Source organism: Micromonospora rosaria, assembly GCF_001567585.1.
In the GTDB taxonomy this organism is placed as follows: domain Bacteria; phylum Actinomycetota; class Actinomycetes; order Mycobacteriales; family Micromonosporaceae; genus Micromonospora; species Micromonospora rosaria.
In genome coordinates, this window is sequence record NZ_LRQV01000009.1 from 62,874 (window position 1) to 82,481 (window position 19,608).

The window sequence follows — 19,608 nt, forward strand, 5'->3', positions numbered from 1 at the left end:
CGGTGACCACGGGCCCTCGCCGTGCCGTCCGGCGGCGGGGCATCCCTCCGGCGGGGTGGGCCTCCGGCGGGGTGGGCCGGCTGCCGTCGCACCCCGCCGGTGGGACCGCCGTCAGATCCGGCGCAGCCCGGTGACCAGGGTCAGCGCCAGCAGGGCGAGCATCCCGGCCAGGGTCAGGGTGAGCCCGACCCCGCTGGCCGACCAGCCGACCAGCACCGGGCCGAGCAGCATGCCGCTGTAGGTGAGGGTGTTCACCTTGGCCAGCGCCGCCGCCGCGTTGACGTCGCCGGACTCGGCGCCGCTGTGCCCGACCGCGCTGAAGATCAGCGGTACCAGCACGGACATCCCGACGCCCAGCACGGCGAAGCCGGCGACGGCGACCGCCGGGAGCGGGCTGAGCACCACGATCGCCAGCCCGGCGACCGCGATCGCCCCGGCCCACCGGACCAGTCGGCTGGCGCCGATCCGCTGCTGGATCCGGTCGCCGACCAGCCGCCCGCCGGCCTGGAAGACGCTGAAGGCGAGGTACCCGAGGGAGGCGGTGGCCAGCGAGGCGCCCAGCTCGTCGTGGAGGAAGATCCCGCCCCAGTTGCCGACCGCCCCCTCGGCCACCAGGACCACGGTGCCGGTGACGCCGAGCAGCACGATCCGGGGCGTCCACCCCTCGTGCCAGCGGATCTTCGGCTGCGCCGCGGTGGCGTACCCCTGGGCGCGGTCGGCGGCGGCCGGGAGCAGGAACCGGCCGGCGACCAGGCCGAGCACCACGAGCGCGCCGCAGAGGAGCAGGAAGTGCCGGGCGGGGGAGAGGTCGGCCTTGACGGCCAGCCCGCCCAGGGCCGCCCCGATCATCGCGCCGATGCTCCAGGCGGCGTGGCAACTGTTCATGACCGGCCGGCGCAGGGCGCGTTCCACGGTGACCGCGTGCGCGTTCATCGACACGTCGATCAGGCCGTCGACGATCCCGAAGGCGAGCAGGGCCAGCGCGAACTGCCAGCGGGTCTCGGCGAAGCCGATGGCGGCCAGCGAGAGTGGCAGGCCCAGCATGGTGACCCGGATGATCGGGGCGCTGCCGAAGCGGGCGACCAGGTTCCCGGTCGCCTGCATGGCGACCAGTCCGGTGACGACCGGCAGGACGAAGAACAGTCCCAGCTCGCCGTCCGTGAAGCCGTATTTGATTTTGAGGGACGGTACCCGGACGAAGTAGCTGCTGAGCACCAGGCCGGTGATCAGGAACGCGGCTGCCGCCGCCCAGCGCGCCCACCGGGCGGGGGCCACCGGCCCCGGCCCGGTGGGCGGCGTCGTGACCTCGCTGCTCACCATCAGTTGGCGTGTCCTTCCTGTCCGTGGTCTCCGCGGCCGTCTGTGCCCGGCGGGCGCGCGGATCATGCGCGCCGACCGCCGTCGACGGCGGTGGGCGTCGGGTCACCGCCGGTCGTCGTCGGCGGCGGCCACCACCTTGCGGGCGGCCCGCTCCGCCTCCCGGCGGATCGCCTCCCGGTAGGGCGGGCTCAGCCGGCCGACCGGCGGCAGCAGCCGACACTCCTCGACGCTGTCGTCGGGGTACGGCAGGCCGAAACCGGCCAGCGGGTACGTCTGCACCGGACGGTGGGCGTCGAAGAGAGCGGCGACCTCCGGCTCGGGCGCCCCGGTGGCGGTGTCGACGGTCGCGCCGACCACCAGGATGTCCCGCCCGTCGGCGGTGCCCCGGCAGGTGGCGAGCGAACGGCCGGGACCGGCCGCCCCGGCCAGTTCCCGCTCCACCTCGGGATAGCGGCGGTCGGCCTCCAGCCAGCCGAAGGCGAGCGCCAGTTCCAGGTCCAGCCGGGGCCACTTGGCCAGGTAGTACCGGTTGTTCGCCCAGGCGGTTGCCCCGTTGGCCGCCACGTCCCGGGGGTGTGGCAGGTGCACCGCGAAGAACCGGGGCGCCTGCACGATCGGGGTGCCGGTCCGGGAGACCCGGAACGCCCACTCCTGGTCCTCCGGCCCCCAGCCCCGGAAGCCCTCGTCGAGCAGCAGGTCGTGCCGGCGGACCACGGACAGCGGCAGGGCCACCAGCCCGGTGCCGACGAACGCCCACGGGAACCGGGCGACCGCCGGGGCGTACTCCGGGGTCCAGCGGACGTCGCCGTGCACCTGCCCGGAGGACTCCATCGCGGCCATCGAGTCGCGGTACCGGTCCCAGGAGAGCACCTCGGCGTCGGCGACGTCGCTCTCCACCACGTCGTGGTAGCCGATCGCCTGCCCGGTCACGCAGATGTTCTGCCCGTGCGCGAAGTACCGGTCGTAGAGGTCGCGCAGCCCGTTGGCGGGCAGCGCCATGTCGGCGTCGAGCAGCAGCAGCACCTGGCCCGAGGCGTGCCGGATGGCCAGGTTGCGGGCCCGGCTGACGTTCCACTCCTCGGCGGTGAGCACGCTGACGACGGCGAGCCGGTCGCTGAACTCCCGGCACAGCGTCACGTACTCCGGGGAGTACTCCATCGCGCCGACGACCACCTCGAACTCCTCGCGGCCGAGGGTCTGCTCGGCGAGCGAGGCGAAGACCACCCGGAGCGTGGCCAGGCGCTGTTTGTGCGGGATCACGATGCTGAACTTCAGGCCGGACTGCGCCGGGTCGGACGGCTGGTCGAGGTGCTCCATGTCTGCTCCTTGCGACGCGCGGAGGGCCGAGGGCCGAGGGCCGAGGGCACCGGCCGTCCCGCCGTGCGCGGGACGCGCCGGACGTCATTCATATTGCCAATAGCTTGACACGATTTTGGCAACACTGGCAATGTGGAGGGCGTCCCGCCGGTCCGCCGCCTTCCACCGGCCGCGCCTCGTTGACCGCCGGGCCGGCAGCGGTCAGGGTGGGTGGATGACCGGCGCCGACGAGACCCGGGACGGGGTACCGCTGACCAACCTGGACCAGCCGCTGTTCGACGGCGCCGACGCCACCAAACGGGACCTGGTCGACTACCTCGACGCCGTCCGGGACCGGATCCTGCCGCACCTGCGCGGCCGGCCGCTGTCGGTGGTCCGGGTCCGCCCCGGCCAGCCGCCCTTCATGCAGAAGAACCTGCCGAGGTACACCCCGGACTGGGTACGCCGTACCCCGGTGTGGGCCGAGGCGTCGCGCCGGGAGATCTCGTACGCGCTCTGCGACGACCGCCGTACCCTGCTCTGGTTCGCCAACCAGCGGGCGGTGGAGTACCACCCCACCCTGACCACCGTCGACGACCCGTACCGCCCCACCCACCTGGTGCTCGACCTCGACCCGCCGGAGGGGGACTCCTTCCCGGCGGCGGTCGCCGCCGCCGACCTGGTCCGCCGGGCGCTGGCCGACACCGGCCTGACCGGCGCGGTCAAGACCAGCGGGGCCAAGGGCCTGCACGTCGTCGTACCGGTCGAGGCGGGCGTCGACCCGGCGGACACGGCCGCCGCCACCCGGGCGCTGGCCGCCCGCGCCGCGCGCCTGGACCCCGCCCTCGCCACCACGGCCTTCATCCGCGAGGACCGGGGCGGGCGGGTCTTCGTGGATTCCACCCGGGCCGGTGGGGCGACCGTGGTCGCCGCGTACAGCCCCCGGCTGCGGCCGGGCGTGCCGGTGTCGTTCCCGGTCGCCTGGGCCGACCTGACCGCCGTCGCCCCGGCCGACTTCACCATCCGTACCGTCCCGGCGCTGCTCGGGGCCGCCGATGCGTGGGCCGCCGCGCTGCCCGCGCCGCAGCGGCTCCCCGCCGACCTGGTCGCCGAGGGGCACACCATCCCGGTGGCCCGGGTCCAGGCCATGCACGAGGGCCGCCGCCGGGCTCGCGCGAAGCGCGCCGCCGCCGGGCCGGACGCCACCTGACCGACGGTGGCCCGCCGCCCGGCGGATGTCGGCGGTGTCGGAAATCCGCCATTGACGGGTACCGTTCGTCCCGGTCCGCCGGCGACGGTTTCGGCGAACCGCCTCCCGTCCCGGAGTGGACGGGCGCGGCGCGGTCCCGGTGGGGCGGCACCGTCGACGCCGACTCCCGTACCGACGGCGGGCTTTTCCCGGTGCGGTCGGCGCAGTTCAGATCGGTTTTCCGGGCACACTCCGAGCGCCCACCGTCGATGCGTCGGACGTATTCCGGTCCATCCTCGACACCACCCGGCGCGGTGCCGGTCCGGTGCACCGCCGGGACGACCAGGAGCGTCCTGACCGGCTGGTCCCCGCGTCGGGCGGCCGGTCGTCGGGCGACCCGCCGGCCCGGCGGAATCCGATCCGGGGCGGGGCTACCGGGGGTGCGCTACAGTTCGGTCCCGTCCCGAAACCTCGTGATCCGTGCCATCGGCGAAACCGACCGTGCCATCGGCGAGAAAGACCGTGCCATCGGTAAGGAAGACCGTGGCGTCGCTGCTGTGAAGGGGCTTGTCGCGTGACCGACATCGTGGCTGTGCACGGCATCTTCATGAACCGCCGGTCCCGGCAGCAGATGCAGGACGACTGGCGGTCGGCGATCGTGCGCGGCCTGCAGAACGTCCGCGCCGGGCGGGCGGACGAGGTCGAGGTGGAGTGCGCGTACTACGGCCATCTCTACAACGACGGGAAGGCCGGGCTCGACGCCGCGTACCGGCCCGCCGACCTCGACACCACGCTGGAGCGGGAACTGTTCCTGGCCATCGCGGACGCCACGGCCATCGCGGACGCCACGGCCGACGAGGAGGCCGAGCGCCCCGAGCCCGCCGCGCCGACCAAGCTCTGGGCGCCGGAGCGGGTCCAGGGGGCGGTCCGGCGGATCGAGCGCCACGGCATCTTCGACGGGGCGTCCGGCGTCGTCATCCGCCTGGTCAAGCAGGTCGGCCGGTACCTCGGCGACGCGGACTTCCGGGAGCGGGTGCTGGCGGAGCTGACCGAGGCGATGCGGGCCAAGCCCCGGGTACTGGTGGCCCACTCGCTGGGCTCGGTCGTCGCGTACGACTGGCTGTGCCGGCAGTCGACGCCGACGGTGCCGACCCTGGTCACCATCGGCTCGCCGCTCGGCTTCCGGGGCATCCGCAAGGCGCTGCACCCCGACCTCGGGGCCACCCTGCCGCCCTGGCCCGGCGTGCAGACCTGGGTGAACGTGGCGGCCCGGGAGGACGCGGTGGCGACGGTGAAGACGCTGGACGGTCTCTTCGTCGGGCCGATCACCGACCGGCTGGCCAGCAACTCGCGGCGGACCGCGCACAGCGCCACGGTCTACCTCCAGAACGTGCACACCTCCACCGCGATGAAGACGGCGTTACGCGAACGGGGGTGATCCGGTGCCGCGCGGCTACTTCGCCATCTCGGCGGTGTCGACGTACTCCGCCGACGGCCCCTTCCGCAACGGGGAGTTCGCCGACCTCGACCACGTACCCGGCGAGGCCCGGACGATGCGGACGACGCTGGCCGGGCTCGGCCTCGTCGAACTCTTTCGCGAGGAAACCGACCTCACCCACCGGGACCTCGCCGACCGGCTCACGCTGTGGGCGCAGGAGCACGACCCCGAGGCCGAGGGGCAGGAGCCGGCGACCCTCGTCCTGTACTGCACCGGCCACGGTGGACCGTTCCCGGGGATCGGCTGGCGGCTGGTCCCGGCCGAGCCGAACCGGGAACGGCCCCGGAACTGGATCGAACCGATCGACCTGCTGACGCCGGTGCTCGCCGCCGGCACGAACGTCGCGCAGGTGGTGCTCGTCCTCGACGCGTGTTTCGCCGGTGACGGCGCGCGGGAGGCCCTGGCCGAGTCGTTCGACATGTCGCTGGAGACCGGGGCGACGACGGGGGTGTGGGTGCTGGCCTCGGCGCGCCGGACGGACGAGGCCGCCCAGTTGGCCTTCGCCACCGCGTTCACCGCGGCGCTGCACGCTGCGGCCAGGGCGAACCCGCGCGACGAGTACCTCGACCCGAGCACCACCACCGACGCGGCGGCGAAGCTGATGCGCGGCCCCCAGCCCGAGCAGGTCCCCTGGGTCGCGGCCGGGTACCAGGCCGGTGGCTGCCGGGCGTTGCCGAACCCCCGGTACATGCCGGCCACGGTGCCGGACTGGATCGAGCGCCGGTGGAGCGCCCCGGCTCGGGGCGTCACCGGCCCGGACGAGGGCGGCTGGTACTTCACCGGTCGGGACGCCGTCCTCCGACGGCTGGTGCGCCACCTGACCGGGGGGCCGGCGGACCCGCCGGTGCTGCTGCTGACCGGCGCGCGCGGCACCGGCCGGACGGCCGTGCTGGCGCGGCTGCTGACCACCGCGACGCAGGAGTTGCGCGACGCGATGCCGGTCGTCGCCCGCCAGGGGTACCTGCCGGAGACCGACCTCGCCGTCGTCGGGTTCGACGTCGCGGGGCTGACCGTCGCGCAGGCCGCCACCGAGCTGGCCCGCCGGCTCGACCTGCCCGCCGGCACCGCGACGGAGCTGGTCGGGCGGGTCGCCGCCCTCGGCCACCGGCCGGCGGTGCTGGTCGACAACCTGGACCGGGCGGCGGACCCGGCCGCCCTGACCGGTCAGCTGCTGCTGCCCCTGGCCGGGACCGGGACCGTCCGGCTGGTCGTCGTCCCCGACGCCGACCCGGCGGCGTTCGAGGGCGTCGAGCGGGTGGCGGTCGCCGCCGACGACGAGGCGTCCGTGGTGGCGCGGTACGTCCTGCTGCGCCTGGAGTACGGGCTGACCGCCGCCGGTGCCACCGCCCGCCGGGAGGTGACCCGGGTGGCGACCGAGCTGGCGGACACCTGCCTGGGTAGCTTCTCCGCCGCCGCGACGGCGGTCGACACCCTGCTCCGGGAGGTCCGCCGGGCCGGCCGGCCGCTCCGGGCGGCACACGAGGCGGCGGACCTCGCCGCCAACCGGGTACTGGAGGCGTCGTGCCGGTCGGCGATGACCCCGGTGGCCGCCGGTGCCGCCGGCCGGCACGCCGACCACCTCGTGGAGTGCCTCGCGGCGGCCTGCGCGTACTCGGTCGAGGGCTGGCTGCCCGAGTCGATCTGGGCCGGCGTCGCCCGCCGGGCGTCCGGGACGCCCTGCTCCGGGGAGGAGGTGGGTGACCTCGCCACCCGCGCCTCGGCCTTTCTCGCGCAGCGGCGCGGCGACCAGGGCGAGCGCGCCTGGCGACCCCGCTTCGCGGCCCGTGCCGTGGACCTCTCCGCGACCGGTGACCGTTTCGTCCGGGACCTGGTCGACGCGGCCCGGGACCGGTACGGGGCGGGGTGGGACGGGGTGCACCCCGGCCTGGCGGCGATCCTGCTCGGCGCGGCGGCGCAGGCGCACGGCCGCTACGCCGACCTGCTCGACGACGCGAACCTGCTGCTGGCCGCGCCGCCCGCCGAGGTCACCCGGAGCCTGCGCGCCGTGCGTGGCCGACCCGACGGGCAACGACGCGTCGCCACCTGGGCGGGCGTACCGGTCCGGGCCGACCGGCCGGACCGGGCGTTCCTGCTGGGGTTGCTGGCCCGGCGGTACGGCCTGGACCGGCTGGCCGCCACGGCCGGGGCGGCGGGCGGGCCCGGCACCCCGCAGTGCCGCTGGGCGGTCCGGGTGGCGGCGGCCGGCCACCGCGCGCCGGTGACCCGGATGGCGCTCGCCGGCCCGGCCGGGGCGTACCTCGTCACCGCGCACGACGACGGGACGGTGGCCTGGTGGGACGGCACCAGCGGGGCACCGGTGCCGCAGTGGCCGCCGGTGGCCGGGGACGGCGCCCCGGTGACCGGCGTCTCCGCCGCGCTGACCGTGGCCGGCCTGGTCACCGTCGCGGTCCGGGCCGACCGGGACGTGCGCTGCTGGGGGCCGGCGGCCCACGAGCCCCCACGGACCCTCGGCCCGGCGACCGTCGCGGTGACGCACCCGAGCGGCCTGGTCGCGTGCGTGGACGGCCAGGCCGTGCGGGTCGTCGACGTGGTCGCCGGGTCGGCCGTGCGGCACTGCGCGCTGCCCGCCGAGATCGTCGCGGCGGACCTCGCCGGGGTCGCCGAGGAACCGGTGCTGTGGCTGGTGGACATCGGTGGTCGCAGCTGGCGCTGGAACCTCTCGGCGGCCGGCGGCCGGCAGCCCTCCCCGGTCGGCCCGGGGAGCGCCCCGCTGCTGCTGGCCGCCGCCCGTGACGGGGGCGCCTGCGTGGTCGTCGGCACCGACGGCGGACTGAACCTGCCGGCGGGCGGCCGGACGGTGCCCCGGCGGCAGCGGACCGGGGCCGTCCGCTGCGTCGCGGTGGACGAGCGGTGGGTGGTGGTCGGCGGCGGGTCCGACGCCCGGTCCGGCTGGATCGAGCTGCACGACGCGACGCGGCCGGGGCCGGGCGACCGCTGGCCGCTGGACGCCGCCCCGGTCGGCAGCGGACTGGCCGGCGGCACCCTGGTGGTCGCGACGCCGGACGGGCTGGCGGCCGTCGCGCTGACCACCGCCAACGAGGCGGACGGCGACCCGACCGGGGAGGTGGACCCGACCTGATGGACCCTCGGACGAACCCGGAGCAGGACCGCGACCTGGCCCTCGCGTACCTGCTGTTGTTGCAGGCCACGGCCACCGGGGAGGAACCGCCGACCGGGCCGCTGCGCGAGCAGGTACGGCTGCTGCGCGACGAGGACCTGGGCCGGATCGGCGCGGCGCTGCGGGGCCGCCGAACGGGCATCCCCGGCCGGCTGGTCGCCGACGGGACCTCGGGACTGTCGGCGGTGCTGAACGCGGCGACCACCCCCGCCACCTCCACCGTCCCCGACGAATCCGCCGACCCCGAAGTCCCCACCGACCCCGACGAATCCGCCGGCCCGGACGGCTCGGCGGGCCCCGACGGCGGCGCGGGCGGTGCGGCGGCGACCGAGGTGGCGGGCCTCCTCGGCGAGGAGACGGTGCTCGACCTGCTCGCGTTCGGCGACGACCTGCGACCGGTCGGCCGGGGTACCCCGGAGCGGCCCGGACACCCGACCCTGCCGCTGGTGACGGCGGACGGTGACGTCGTGGCCGGCACGCTCTGGCCGGGCGACGCGCCCGCCGCCGCGCACCCGATGTTCCGGCCGGCCGCCGAGCTGGCCCCGGACCCGGCCCCGGTGCGGGCGGCGGTGCGTCGGGCGCTGGCCGAGTTCGAGTCGCTGGCGGCCGAGGAGATCGACGGCACGCTCGACGGCGGCTTCCTGTGGCCGGCCGGACCGGCCGCGCCGCAACGGCTCGGGTTGCTGGCGGCCCTGCGGGCGCTGGGTCGGGTCGCCGGGCTGGCCGGGCCCGCCGCGAACCTGGTGGCCGTGGGGGAGTGCGACGCCGACGGCGTCTTCCGCCCGCTGGCCGACGCGGAGATCACGGCCTGCGTCGGGGCCCTGGCCCACCTGGAGTACGACCTGCTCGTCCCGACCGGGCAGGGCTGGCTGCTGACCCGGGCCGACGGCACCTCGTCGACCGCCCCGGAGCACGACTGCGACCTGGCCGGCGCGGCACTGCTGGTGTGGGGCGGCGCGTGGACGGCCTGGCAGCGCGGACAGCACAGGGCTGAGCTGCTGCGGCTGGGCTGGGTGCCGGTGGACTGGACGCAGGCCCCGACGAACCTGCTCGTCCCCGAGACGGACGTCGCCCAGGTCAATTCGCTGTACCGGATGTTCCACCAGGGCCGGAACCGGGTCGCGGTGCTCGGTGGCACCCGGGGCAGCGGCAAGAGCGTCATCGTCCGCCGCCTGGCGGCCAAGCTCGCCGCCCAGCGTCGTCCCCCGCTGGTCCGGGTCGTCGCCAGCACCACCCACGAGCTGCCGAACCGGCAACTGGCCGTGCGGGTCGGCCGGCACGCGCTCGGCATGGACGAGGCGGCACCGGACCAGCGCCGCCTGCTCGTCCTCGAAGAGCTGTACCCGGTCGGCGACGGCAACGTCGACGAACTCCTGTCCCACCTCGCGCGGAACCTGAGCACGTCCGTGCTGGCCGTCCTCCAGTACGACGTCAACTCCGTCGAGGAGTGGCAGACCAACTCGGTCAACGTGGTCACCGCCGTGGTCGGTCCGCAGGCGCTACGGGAGTTCGTGGTGTGGCTCTCCGAGCGGCACCCGGACCTGCTGGACCGGGAACGGGGCCTGGCGGAACTGGACCGGCCCCGGCCACCCCGGGACCTGCGCCGGCTGCTCCGGGCCATGCTCAGGAGCGGCGACCCGGAGACCGGGGCGGCGCAGACCGAGCCGGAGACCGGCGACGCCCCGCTGGTCGCCCGCCTCCGGGCGCTGGACGAGGCGGAGCGCCGGGCGGTCGCGGTGACGGCGGCCTGGAGCCTGGCGCGGTGGGGCGTCGCCGAGACGTCGATCGCCGGTCTCGACCCGGACACCCGGGCCGCCTTCGGGATCGAGACCGACTTCACCGGCCGCCGGTTCCGGATACCCGGCCCCGAGGACTGCCGGGCGCTGCTGAAGGGGTACCGCGAGCTCCAGCCGGTGGACGGGGAGCCGGCGCGCGGGACCCGTCGGCGGTCCCTCGGCGCGCGGGACGCGCTGATGGTCGAGCTGATGCAGCCCGACCTGGCCGAGCTGATGCGGGACGGCTCCGGCGAGGTGGTCACCTGCCTGCGCGGCGTGCGGCTGTACCGCAGCCCGCTCTGCGCCGAACTGGTCGACCACACCTGGCGGGACGGTTCGTTGCCGCAGTGGATCGAGCAGGTGCACTCGGCGCGGCTGGCCGAGCTGCTGACCTCGCTGCACGTCGGGCTCGGCGACCAGGTCGTCCGGCGGGTGGTGGCGCGGCTGACGGAGCGGCTGCCGCAGCGTACCGAGCGGTTCGTGATCGGCGAACTGCTCGTCGTGCTGCGGTGCCTGCGGTCGTACCTGTCCGAGATCAGGCCGCAGTGGTCGGCGATCAGCGGCTGGATCCACGACCAGGTCGCCGACGCGCTGAGCGCCGGCTCCGGCACCCCGGACGAGCGGTTCCAGTTGCTGCGCCGGGCCGAGTCCTTCCACGATCCCGAGCTGCGGCGGCTCGTGGTCGAGCGGGTGGTGGAGGTGCTGCCGGGCGTCCAGCCGTCCCGCGCCGACGACTACTACCTGATCCGGCGGGTGCGCAGTCTCCAGGCACGGGCCGAGCGGACGCTGCGGTGGGACCAGTTGACCTTCCCCGTCGAGCAGGAGCCGGCGGTCCAGGCGGTGCTCGACGCGGAGCCACCGAACGACGTCGGGTTCCCGGTCGTGCTCGGCTGGCTCATCCTGCGCCGGTACCTGCGCCGCGACGACTGGGACCTGCTGCTCGAGACGTACGAGAACCGGTTCACCACCGCGTTGCGGCACACCACGATCGCCGACTTCACCCGCGCCGTGGACGAGCTGCGGGCCTTCGGCCCGCTCTACGCCGTCGAACTGTTCAAGCGGGTGTCCAGGCAGGACGCCCGGCGTCGGACGGAGCAGCGGTACCCGTTCCTCGACGGGGTCCGCACGATGCTCCGGGACGCCTCGCCGATGGAGGCGGCGGACCTCGTCCGCAGCGTCAGCGCGGTGTACCTGCGGGCCGCGCATTCGCTGCTCTACTCGAGCCTGCGGTCCGAGACGCCGGACAGTGAGCTGGCCGACCTGCTCGCGCGGCGGGTGATGGAGCTGGCCGACGCCAAGGGCGCCGGGATGCTGCTCTCCGCGGCGCACGCGGTGGACGACATCTACATGGTGCACTCGCACGGGTTCGCGCGACTGTTCGGGGAGCAGCTCGGCGAGGAGAACGCCCTGCGGCTGCTCATCAGGGACCCCCGGCCCTCCGTCAAGTACTACCTGCTCAAAGGCCTGTGGGAAGCGCAGGTGCCGTTCCGCCGGTCGCTGCTCGACGCGGTGCTGGACGCCGTCGCGGAGGCCATCTCCGGCGGTCACAAGCCCTGGGGCCCCCGGCTCGCCCTCCAGGTCGGCGCCGACCCGGAGATCGGGCCGGACTTCCTCGTCCGGCTGCGGGCCCGGATCCCGGTGCGGACCGTGCTCGACGGGATGGGGCCCTTCGCGTCCCCGGAGGCGCAGGCGGAGTTCCACCGGCTCGGCCGGGCCCTGTACCCGGCCGCCGCGGCGCAGTACGGCCGTGAGTTCACCATGAGCGCCTTCCTCCGCCCGATCGCGGCGGCCCCGTTGCTGGCCGCCGCCGAGTGTTGCCGCGAGGTGGCCCGGACCCTCGCCGACGCCGACCAGCACCAGGGCGGCCGGGACCTGGTCGCCGCCGCCGACCGCTCCATGGGGGAGCGCCACGCGTGGGTGAGCCGGCTGGCCCGCACCGGCAACGGCGAGCAGTTGACCCAGGCGCTGAGCATCCTGCGCGACATCGACCCGGCGCGGGTGCGGTCGATGGTGGGCGCGCTGGCGGACCGGGTCGTGCGCCGCGACGACGACGAGGAGGAGAGCCTGCTGGTCGACAAGACCCGGCGGGCGATGTTCGACTCGCCCACCGCCGGCGCCGGCCTGCTCAGCGCCCTCGAACGGGTCGAGGACGGCCTCGGCCGCGACCTGTACGAGCACCTCCGGGAGGACGAGGTGCTGCGTCGGGTCTTCCTCTCCGACCTGCAGGCCCTCCAGGCGCCGGCCGTGCAGTACGCGGCGGCCCGCCACCTCGCCGCGATCGGCGTCGTCGCCACCCACCCGGACGCCTCCTGGACGTCCACGGTCTTCGACGTCCGGCTGCAACTCGTCCGCATCACCGGCAGCCCGGCGGCGCTGCGGGACATCCTGCGGACGCTGGTGATCTGGAACACGAGCTGGGCCGACCGGGCGGTGCGGGAGATCGACCGGGGGCGGTTGTCGACCCGGGTGCGGGCGGGGCTCACCCGCGACCTCGGTCCCGCCGTCGAACTGGCCGGGACGCTGCACGACCTCGGCGACCAGGCCGGCTGTGCCGCCCTGGTGGAGGCGCTCGGCGGGTTCGAGCCCGCCCACGTGGTCCGGCACGTGGGCCTGCGCCGGGCGTGTGTCCTGCTGGAACTGGTGCTGGACCACGCGCCCCGGCACGCCGACGACCTGGCGGCGGCGATCAATACGGCCGTGGACGACCACCTGGGCAGCTCCGTGGTCCTGGACGAACGGACCCAGTGGACGGAGATCGGGCACGTCTGCCACGTCCTGCGTCTGGCCGGCTTCGCGGTGACGGCCCGGGCGGCGCCACCGGTCGCGCCAAACCTGGCCCATGCCGCCTCGGTCGTCTGGGGGTTGCACCACCTGCCGCACAGTGACTGGCGGCGGCGTCCGCTGGCGGCGGCGACCGAGCGGTTCCTCGCGGCTCCGCAGGGCGGGGGCAGCTCGCTGTTCGAGACCCTCGCCGTCGCGTCGGTGCTGGGGCGCACCGAGGAGGTCGCGGCCACGATCGGTACGGCCACCACGGGCGTGGTCGACCGGCTCTCCTTCCGCCGGCTCCGGGTGCTGCACGAGATCGCGGAGCAGGACCCGGCCCTGGCGGTGGTGCTGGCCGGCTGGGCGGAGGGCGTCGACCGGCGGCTCGCCGACCCGCTGGCCCGGGCCGACTGGGACGCCCAGCGACTCGCCCACGCCCGGTCCCGCCTGACCGGCGCGGTCCGCCGACTGCGGTCACGCTGAGGCGGCGGGACGTCGGCCCGGCCTGACGTCGGGTGCCGGTCCCGACCGGCGACCGCCGGGCATGACCAGGGCGACGACGCCGGCCGCCAGGACGAGGACCGCCACAGCGGTCAGCAGGGCGGCGTCGAAACCCGCGACGGTGGCGTCGGCCTCGGTGGTCCGGTCGGGTGCCGCCCGCAGCGCCGCCGCAGCGGCGGTGGCGGCCACGGTGTTGAGCAGCGCGGTGCCGATCGAGCCGCCGAGTTGGGTCACCGCGTTGACGGCGGCCGACGCCGCGCCGGTGTCCCCACCGCCGACACCGCTGGTCGCGGCGGCGACCGCCGGGGTGATCGCGCAGCCGAGACCCAGACCGATCAGGATCTCCGCCGGCAGCATCCGGGTGAGGTAGAGCCCCGGCGTGCCGGGCGTGAGGCCGACCAGCAGCACCATCCCGGCGGCCATCACGACGAGGGCGGGGACGACCAGGGCGCGCGTCGTCAGTCGCGCCGCGAGCAGACCGGCGATCAGCGTCGATCCGACCGCGATCGCCAGGGCGAGGGGCAGGAACGCCAGCCCGGCGCGGACCGGTGAGTAACCGAGGAGCTGCTGGAACCAGTACGTGAGCACCAGGAAGAACCCGAAGAGCGCGACCTGCGGCAGCCCGATCGCGAGCAACGCGCCGCCCCGGACCCGGTCCAGCAGCACGGTGAGCGGCAGCAGGGGCTGCGCGACCGTCCGTTGCCCGACGGCGAACAGCACCAGCATCAGCGCGCCGACCGCCAGCGGGGTGAGCACGAGTGCGTCGACCCAACCCCGGTTCGGGACCTCGGTGAGGGCGAAGACCAGAGCGGTCATGCCGGCCGCGCTGGTGGCGGCGCCCGCGAGATCGAGCCGTACCCGGCGGCCGGAATGTGCCGGGATCACGGTGGCGGCCCCGATCAGCGTGATGGCCGCGATCGGGATGTTGACCAGAAGGCACCAGCGCCAGTCGAGGTACTGGGTCAGCGCCCCACCGAGGAGCAGGCCGAGCACCGCCCCCGCCCCGGTGAGCGCGCCGTAGATGCCGAACGCGATGCCCCGCTGCCGGGGCTCGGTGAACGCCGCCGAGATGATCGCCAGGGCAGCCGGTGCCAGCAGGGCGGCGCACCCGCCCTGGGCGGCCCGACCGGCGAACAGCAGCCCCGGGGTGGGGGCCAGCCCGGCGAGCGCGCTGGCCAGCGCGAATCCGACCAGCCCGGCCACGAAGGCCCGGCGCGCCCCGACCGTGTCGGCGATGCGTCCGCCGAGCAGCAGCAACCCGCCGAACGCCAACGCGTAGGCGGTGACCACCGCGCTTCGGGAGGCGTCGGCCAAGCCCAGGTCCCGCTGGACCGAGGGCAGGGCGATGGTCACGACGGTGGCATCCAGCACCACCATCAACTGCGCCGATCCCGCTGTCGCCAGGACCCACCAGTGCCGAGCGGAGGTAGCCACGCAACGCTCCTGAACATTGAGAAGGTAACTTACCAACGTTAAGTTGCGTGAACAATGTACTGGAGTGGCGCGAAGAAGCGCGATGCGATTTCGGCGGAGTCGGCAGGGCGGCGGCTCGTGACGGCCCGGCGGGGGTCGGCTCAGCGGGACGGTCCGCGCCGACATGCGAAAACGCCCCGGCGCGAGCGCCGGGGCGACATTCTATGAATCTGCGATGTGCCCCCGGCAGGATTCGAACCTGCGCCCCCGCCTCCGGAGGGCGGTGCTCTATCCCCTGAGCTACGGGGGCTCAGCGACGGGAGAAGACTAGCAAACCGCCCCCCGGATCGCCGAATCGGTATCCCGTGATCGACGTGTGTCGTCCGTGCCCGGCCACCCACCAGGGCGGACGGCCCCGGCTGGCGGGGGCGGCCCGCTCCGGCGGGGCCGGTCCCGGCCGGGCCTCGCCGCCGGATCAGTGCCCTCAGGCGGCCAGGGCCCGCCCGCAACTGGGCAGCGGGTGCAGCGCGATCCGCCGGGGCAGCCGGCGGGGCCACTCGTTGCGCGGCCAGGAGCCGTCGACGATCAGGTGCACCGGGTGCTCCTCGGCGCCGCTGAGCCGCAGCACGAAGTCGCGGGGGAGCGGCGGGTCGACCGACGGGGTCGTGATCATGAACCGGACCCGGCCCCGCGACGACACGGCGGAGAGGACGTCGGCCGCCGGCATGGTGCCGCGCAGGCGTACCCGGCCGATCCAGTAGACCTCGGCCAGGTGGTCCTGGGCGGCCCGGGTGATCGACGGGTACTCGAGGCGTACCCAGCGCTCGACCGCGCCGACGCAGAGCCCGCAGGCCCGTTCCCGGGGCTCGCGCGGCCCCAGCCCCCAGGCGCGCAGGTACGCCCCGACCGTGCCGTGGTCCAGCGGGAGGTCGAACCGCCGCTGGACGAGCGTGGCGAGGCTCTGCCGCGTCCACAGCTCCTCGTCCAGCCCGAAGTCGTCGGGGTGGACACCCCGCAGCATGTCGATCAGTTCGAGTTCCTGGTCGCGGCTGAGCGTGCCCGGTTCGCCCTGCCGATGTCCGCGACGGACGGCTGCCACCGTCCCGTCACCGCCGATGGTGTGCCGCCGGCACCAACTGGTCACCGACCGGCGCGCGTCTCTGAGTGCAACCCCCACGTCCTGCGCAACGAGCCCGAATCACTCCTGGTCACGATATGTAGGTAGAAAAACCCCCAACAGCCGCAATCCCCCGAAAGCACCAAAACCGTCAAATCCCCCCATGCTCTCACCTGCCTACCGGCGCTTGATCACCGAGGGTGCTACGGAGAGGGAGGGGACGGGCAAAGGTAAAGGGTGGTGGCGACCCGGGTGGGTCACCACCACCCTTGTCCGGGCGGCTGCGGGGAGGGCTCAGGGGCGCAGGCGGTCCAGGGCGTTGCGCAGGTTGACCAGATCGCTCTGCTGGGTGTTCTTCATGGTCTGGGCGGTCCGGACCACGTCCGGCTCGTCGCTGTTGCCGAGCACCCCGTCGATCATGTGGATGCCGCCCGTGTGGTGCGTGATCATCAGCTCCAGGAAGAGCACGTCCAGCTCGCGACCCTGCGCAGCCTCCAGGCGGGCCATCTCCTCGGGGGTGGCCATGCCGGGCATCAGCCCGTTCTTGACCATCTCCTGCCCGCCCGCCATCCAGGCCATCCGGGGCTGCGAACCCGACGGGTCCAGCCCCCAGGAGCGCAGCCAGGTCTGCATCGCGCCCATCTCACCCTGCTGGGCGAGGGCGATGTCGACGCCGATCTGGCGTACCTCCGGGTCGCTGCCCCGCTGGTAGGCGGCCAGCCCCATCTGCACGGCCTGGGCGTGGTGGGTGGTCATGTCCCGGGCGAACCCGGCCTCCACCGACGCGTCACCCGGACGGGTCAGGGTGGGCGTGAACAGCCCGCCGACGTACCCGAGAACAAGCCCGACCACGACGGCGGCGGCCAGCGCCACCGTGCCGAAGCGGCGGGCGCTCGCCCGGCCGCCCTCGCTCGGGGCCGGGGCCGGTGCGTCGGCGCGGTCGGCCATCGTGGGTGCGGTCATCGGTTCGTCTCCCTGGTCAGCCCTGGGTCTGCGGCATCTGGGCGCCGTCGCGCGGGGCGTTGCCGGTGGCGGTGATGCCACCCGAGCAGAGCGCGTTCGGGCCCTCGATCGAGGCGTTCACCCGCAGCGTCTTGATGAAGTCGTCGATCCGGCTGTCGTCGGCGTTGTCGACCTTGAGCTGGTACCCCCAGGTCTGCAGCGAGATCGGCCGGTCCTGCCCCTGGAACGGGCTGAGGAAGGTCTTCTCGTTGCCGCGCACCCGCTCGGCGAGCTTCTCCACCTGGTCGGCCGGCAGGTCCGGACGGTAGGTGACCCAGACCGCGCCGTGCTCCAGGCTGTGCACCGCGTGCTCGCTGGCGATCGGGGCGTCGTAGACGTCGCCCATGCAGTTCTGCCAGGAGCTGTTGTGCGGGCCGGCGACCGGTGGGGCCTGCGCGTACTGGACGGGGCCCTCCTGGTGGTTGGCGCCCTTGACCAGCTCGGGGTCCGTCTTGCGGAAGTTGACGATGCCCTCGATGGCCTCGGCGCGCTCCTCCCAGGGCTTCGAGCCCTGGAACGAGGCCCAGGCGCCGTAGCCGATGATCGAGACGGCCAGGACGCCGACCGCGACGAAGAGGGCGATCGGGCCCCAGGCGCGGCCCTGGCTGACCTTGACCGGGGTGATCGGCTTGCGGCCCTTGCCGCCGCCGCCCGGTCGGGCGCCCGACTTGCCTGCTCCCGGCTTGGTCGCGCCGGACTTGCCCCCGGCCTTGCCGCTGGCAGTGGGCTTGCCGCCGGCGGCGGGCCGGTCGGCCGCCGGCTTCTTGCCGGTGCTGACCACGGACGGACGGCTCTGGTTGCCGCCCGGGGTGCTGATGCTCATCGTGCCTCGTCAGGTCGGTCGGTCAAGGGGGGCCGGCGGGCCGGTTCCCCGCTCCGGGTCGCCGCCGCGGGGACCGAGTCTACCCCCGATAACATGGTTCGGTGACTCCCGCAGAACTAGCCGAGGCCGTACTCTCCGCTGCCCACGCCGTATTCGACGCGCGGGGCCTGGACCGCTCCGCCCTGCCGGAGCGGACCGCGGTCGAGCGACCCCGCAACCCCGAGCACGGTGACTACGCCTCGACCCTGGCCCTCCAGCTCAGCAAGCGGGTGGGGGTCCCGCCCCGGGAGTTGGCCGCCGACCTGTCCGAGCAGCTCGGCCGGACACCCGGGATCAAGTCGGTGGAGATCGCCGGTCCGGGCTTCCTGAACATCCGCCTGGACGCCGCCGCCGCCGGCCTGCTCGCCCGGTCGATCGTCGAGGCCGGCCCGGCGTACGGGGGCGGCACCGCCCTGGCCGGACAGAAGATCAACCTGGAGTTCGTCTCGGCCAACCCGACCGGCCCGGTGCACATCGGCGGGGTCCGGTGGGCGGCCGTCGGTGACGCGCTGAGCCGGCTGCTGCGGGCCAGCGGCGCCGAGGTCGGCACCGAGTACTACTTCAACGACGCCGGCTCCCAGATCGACCGGTTCGCCCGGTCCCTGCTCGCCGCCGCCAAGGGCGAGCCGGCCCCGGAGGACGGGTACGGCGGGGCGTACATCGCCGAGATCGCCGAGCAGGTCCGGGCCAAGCGCCCCGAGGTGGCGACGCTGCCCGACGAGGCCGCCCAGGAGGTGTTCCGGGTCGAGGGCGTCGCGTTGATGTTCGACGAGATCAAGTCCTCGCTGCGCGGGTTCGGGGTGGACTTCGACACCTACTTCAACGAGAAGGACCTGCACGACCGGGGTGAGCTGGAGCACGCCCTGACCCGGCTGCGGGAGCAGGGGCACGTCGACGAGCGCGACGGGGCGGTCTGGCTGCGCACCACCGACTTCGGCGACGACAAGGACCGGGTGCTGCGCAAGTCCAACGGCGAGTGGACGTACTTCGCCGCCGACTGCGCGTACTACCTCGACAAGCGGGAGCGCGGCTTCGACCGGGCGGTGTACATGCTCGGCGCCGACCACCACGGCTACGTCGGCCGGATGAAGGCGATGGCCGCCTGCTTCGGCGACGACCCGCAGGTCCACCTGGAGATCCTCATCGGCCAGCTGGTCAGCCTGGTCCGCGACGGGGCGCCGGTGCGGATGAGCAAGCGGGCCGGCACCGTGGTCACCCTGGAGGACCTGGTCGACGCGATCGGGGTGGACGCCGCCCGGTACGCGCTGGCCCGCTACTCCAGCGACTCCCCGATCGACATCGACGTGGAGCTGTGGACCCGGGCCAGCCGGGACAACCCGGTCTACTACGTGCAGTACGTGGCGGCCCGGACCGCCAGCGTCGGCCGCAACGCCGCCGAGGTGGGGCTGACCCGGGGCGACGCCGAGGCGTTCCGCCCCGAGCTGCTCGCCCACGAGAAGGAGAACGAGCTGCTCAAGGCGCTCGCCGAGTTCCCCGCCACGGTGGCCGCCGCCGCCGAGCTGCGCGAGCCGCACCGGGTGGCCCGGTACCTGGAGGAGCTCTCCGGGGCGTACCACCGGTTCTACGACAACTGCCGGATCCTGCCGCGCGGCGACGAGGAGGTCACCGACCTGCACCGGGCCCGGCTCTGGCTCAACGACGCCACCCGTACGGTGATCGCCAACGGGCTGCACCTGCTCGGCGTCTCCGCTCCGGAACGGATGTGAGCACCA

General features: G+C 74.7%; 11 protein-coding genes and 1 tRNA gene. 5 read left to right on the forward strand and 7 right to left on the reverse strand.

Annotated elements, in window-relative coordinates; genetic code table 11:
• Window positions 1-111: 111 nt before the first annotated feature.
• A complete protein-coding gene (locus tag AWW66_RS04865) occupies window positions 112-1,320 on the reverse strand; it encodes an MFS transporter (protein WP_067360302.1) in 1,209 nt (402 codons plus the stop codon).
• Between the two features lie 102 nt (window positions 1,321-1,422).
• Entirely contained in the window at window positions 1,423-2,637 is a 1,215-nt protein-coding gene (locus AWW66_RS04870; RefSeq protein ID WP_067360304.1) for a glycosyltransferase family 2 protein, read from the reverse strand.
• Window positions 2,638-2,851: 214 nt separating this feature from the next.
• On the opposite strand from AWW66_RS04870, the gene ligD reads away from it, so the two are divergent.
• From ligD to AWW66_RS04890, 4 genes are all read left to right on the forward strand, one after another.
• Window positions 2,852-3,826, forward strand: coding sequence for a non-homologous end-joining DNA ligase (ligD, locus tag AWW66_RS04875; protein ID WP_067360306.1), 975 nt, complete (start codon window positions 2,852-2,854; stop codon window positions 3,824-3,826).
• Between the two features lie 553 nt (window positions 3,827-4,379).
• The gene (locus AWW66_RS04880; RefSeq protein WP_067360308.1) at window positions 4,380-5,243 is read left to right on the forward strand and encodes a hypothetical protein; all 864 of its coding nucleotides are present in this window, start codon (window positions 4,380-4,382) and stop codon (window positions 5,241-5,243) included.
• Window positions 5,244-5,247: 4 nt separating this feature from the next.
• Entirely contained in the window at window positions 5,248-8,403 is a 3,156-nt protein-coding gene (locus AWW66_RS04885; protein WP_067360309.1) for a hypothetical protein, read from the forward strand.
• The gene (locus tag AWW66_RS04890) at window positions 8,403-13,463 is read left to right on the forward strand and encodes an ATP-binding protein (RefSeq protein WP_067360311.1); all 5,061 of its coding nucleotides are present in this window, start codon (window positions 8,403-8,405) and stop codon (window positions 13,461-13,463) included. The genes AWW66_RS04885 and AWW66_RS04890 overlap by 1 nt, the downstream gene beginning before the upstream one ends.
• Here AWW66_RS04890 and AWW66_RS04895 read toward each other — a convergent pair.
• From AWW66_RS04895 to AWW66_RS04915, 5 genes are all read right to left on the reverse strand, one after another.
• The gene (locus tag AWW66_RS04895; protein ID WP_067360313.1) at window positions 13,455-14,915 is read right to left on the reverse strand and encodes an MFS transporter; all 1,461 of its coding nucleotides are present in this window, start codon (window positions 14,913-14,915) and stop codon (window positions 13,455-13,457) included. The two genes, AWW66_RS04890 and AWW66_RS04895, sit on opposite strands and share 9 nt — an antisense overlap.
• A 217-nt stretch (window positions 14,916-15,132) precedes the next feature.
• Window positions 15,133-15,204, reverse strand: a tRNA-Arg gene (locus AWW66_RS04900).
• A 174-nt stretch (window positions 15,205-15,378) separates the two neighbouring features.
• Window positions 15,379-16,071 (reverse strand): winged helix-turn-helix domain-containing protein, encoded by a 693-nt coding sequence (locus tag AWW66_RS04905; protein ID WP_067360315.1) that lies wholly within the window; start codon window positions 16,069-16,071, stop codon window positions 15,379-15,381.
• 234 nt (window positions 16,072-16,305) lie between these two features.
• Entirely contained in the window at window positions 16,306-16,974 is a 669-nt protein-coding gene (locus AWW66_RS04910; RefSeq protein WP_067360317.1) for a DUF305 domain-containing protein, read from the reverse strand.
• Between the two features lie 16 nt (window positions 16,975-16,990).
• On the reverse strand, window positions 16,991-17,836 hold the full coding sequence (locus tag AWW66_RS04915) for a thioredoxin-like domain-containing protein (protein ID WP_067360319.1): 846 nt from the start codon (window positions 17,834-17,836) through the stop codon (window positions 16,991-16,993).
• 101 nt (window positions 17,837-17,937) lie between these two features.
• On the opposite strand from AWW66_RS04915, the gene argS reads away from it, so the two are divergent.
• Complete coding sequence (argS, locus tag AWW66_RS04920; RefSeq protein WP_067360321.1) at window positions 17,938-19,602, forward strand: arginine--tRNA ligase; 1,665 nt, start codon at window positions 17,938-17,940, stop codon at window positions 19,600-19,602.
• Window positions 19,603-19,608: the final 6 nt, after the last annotated feature.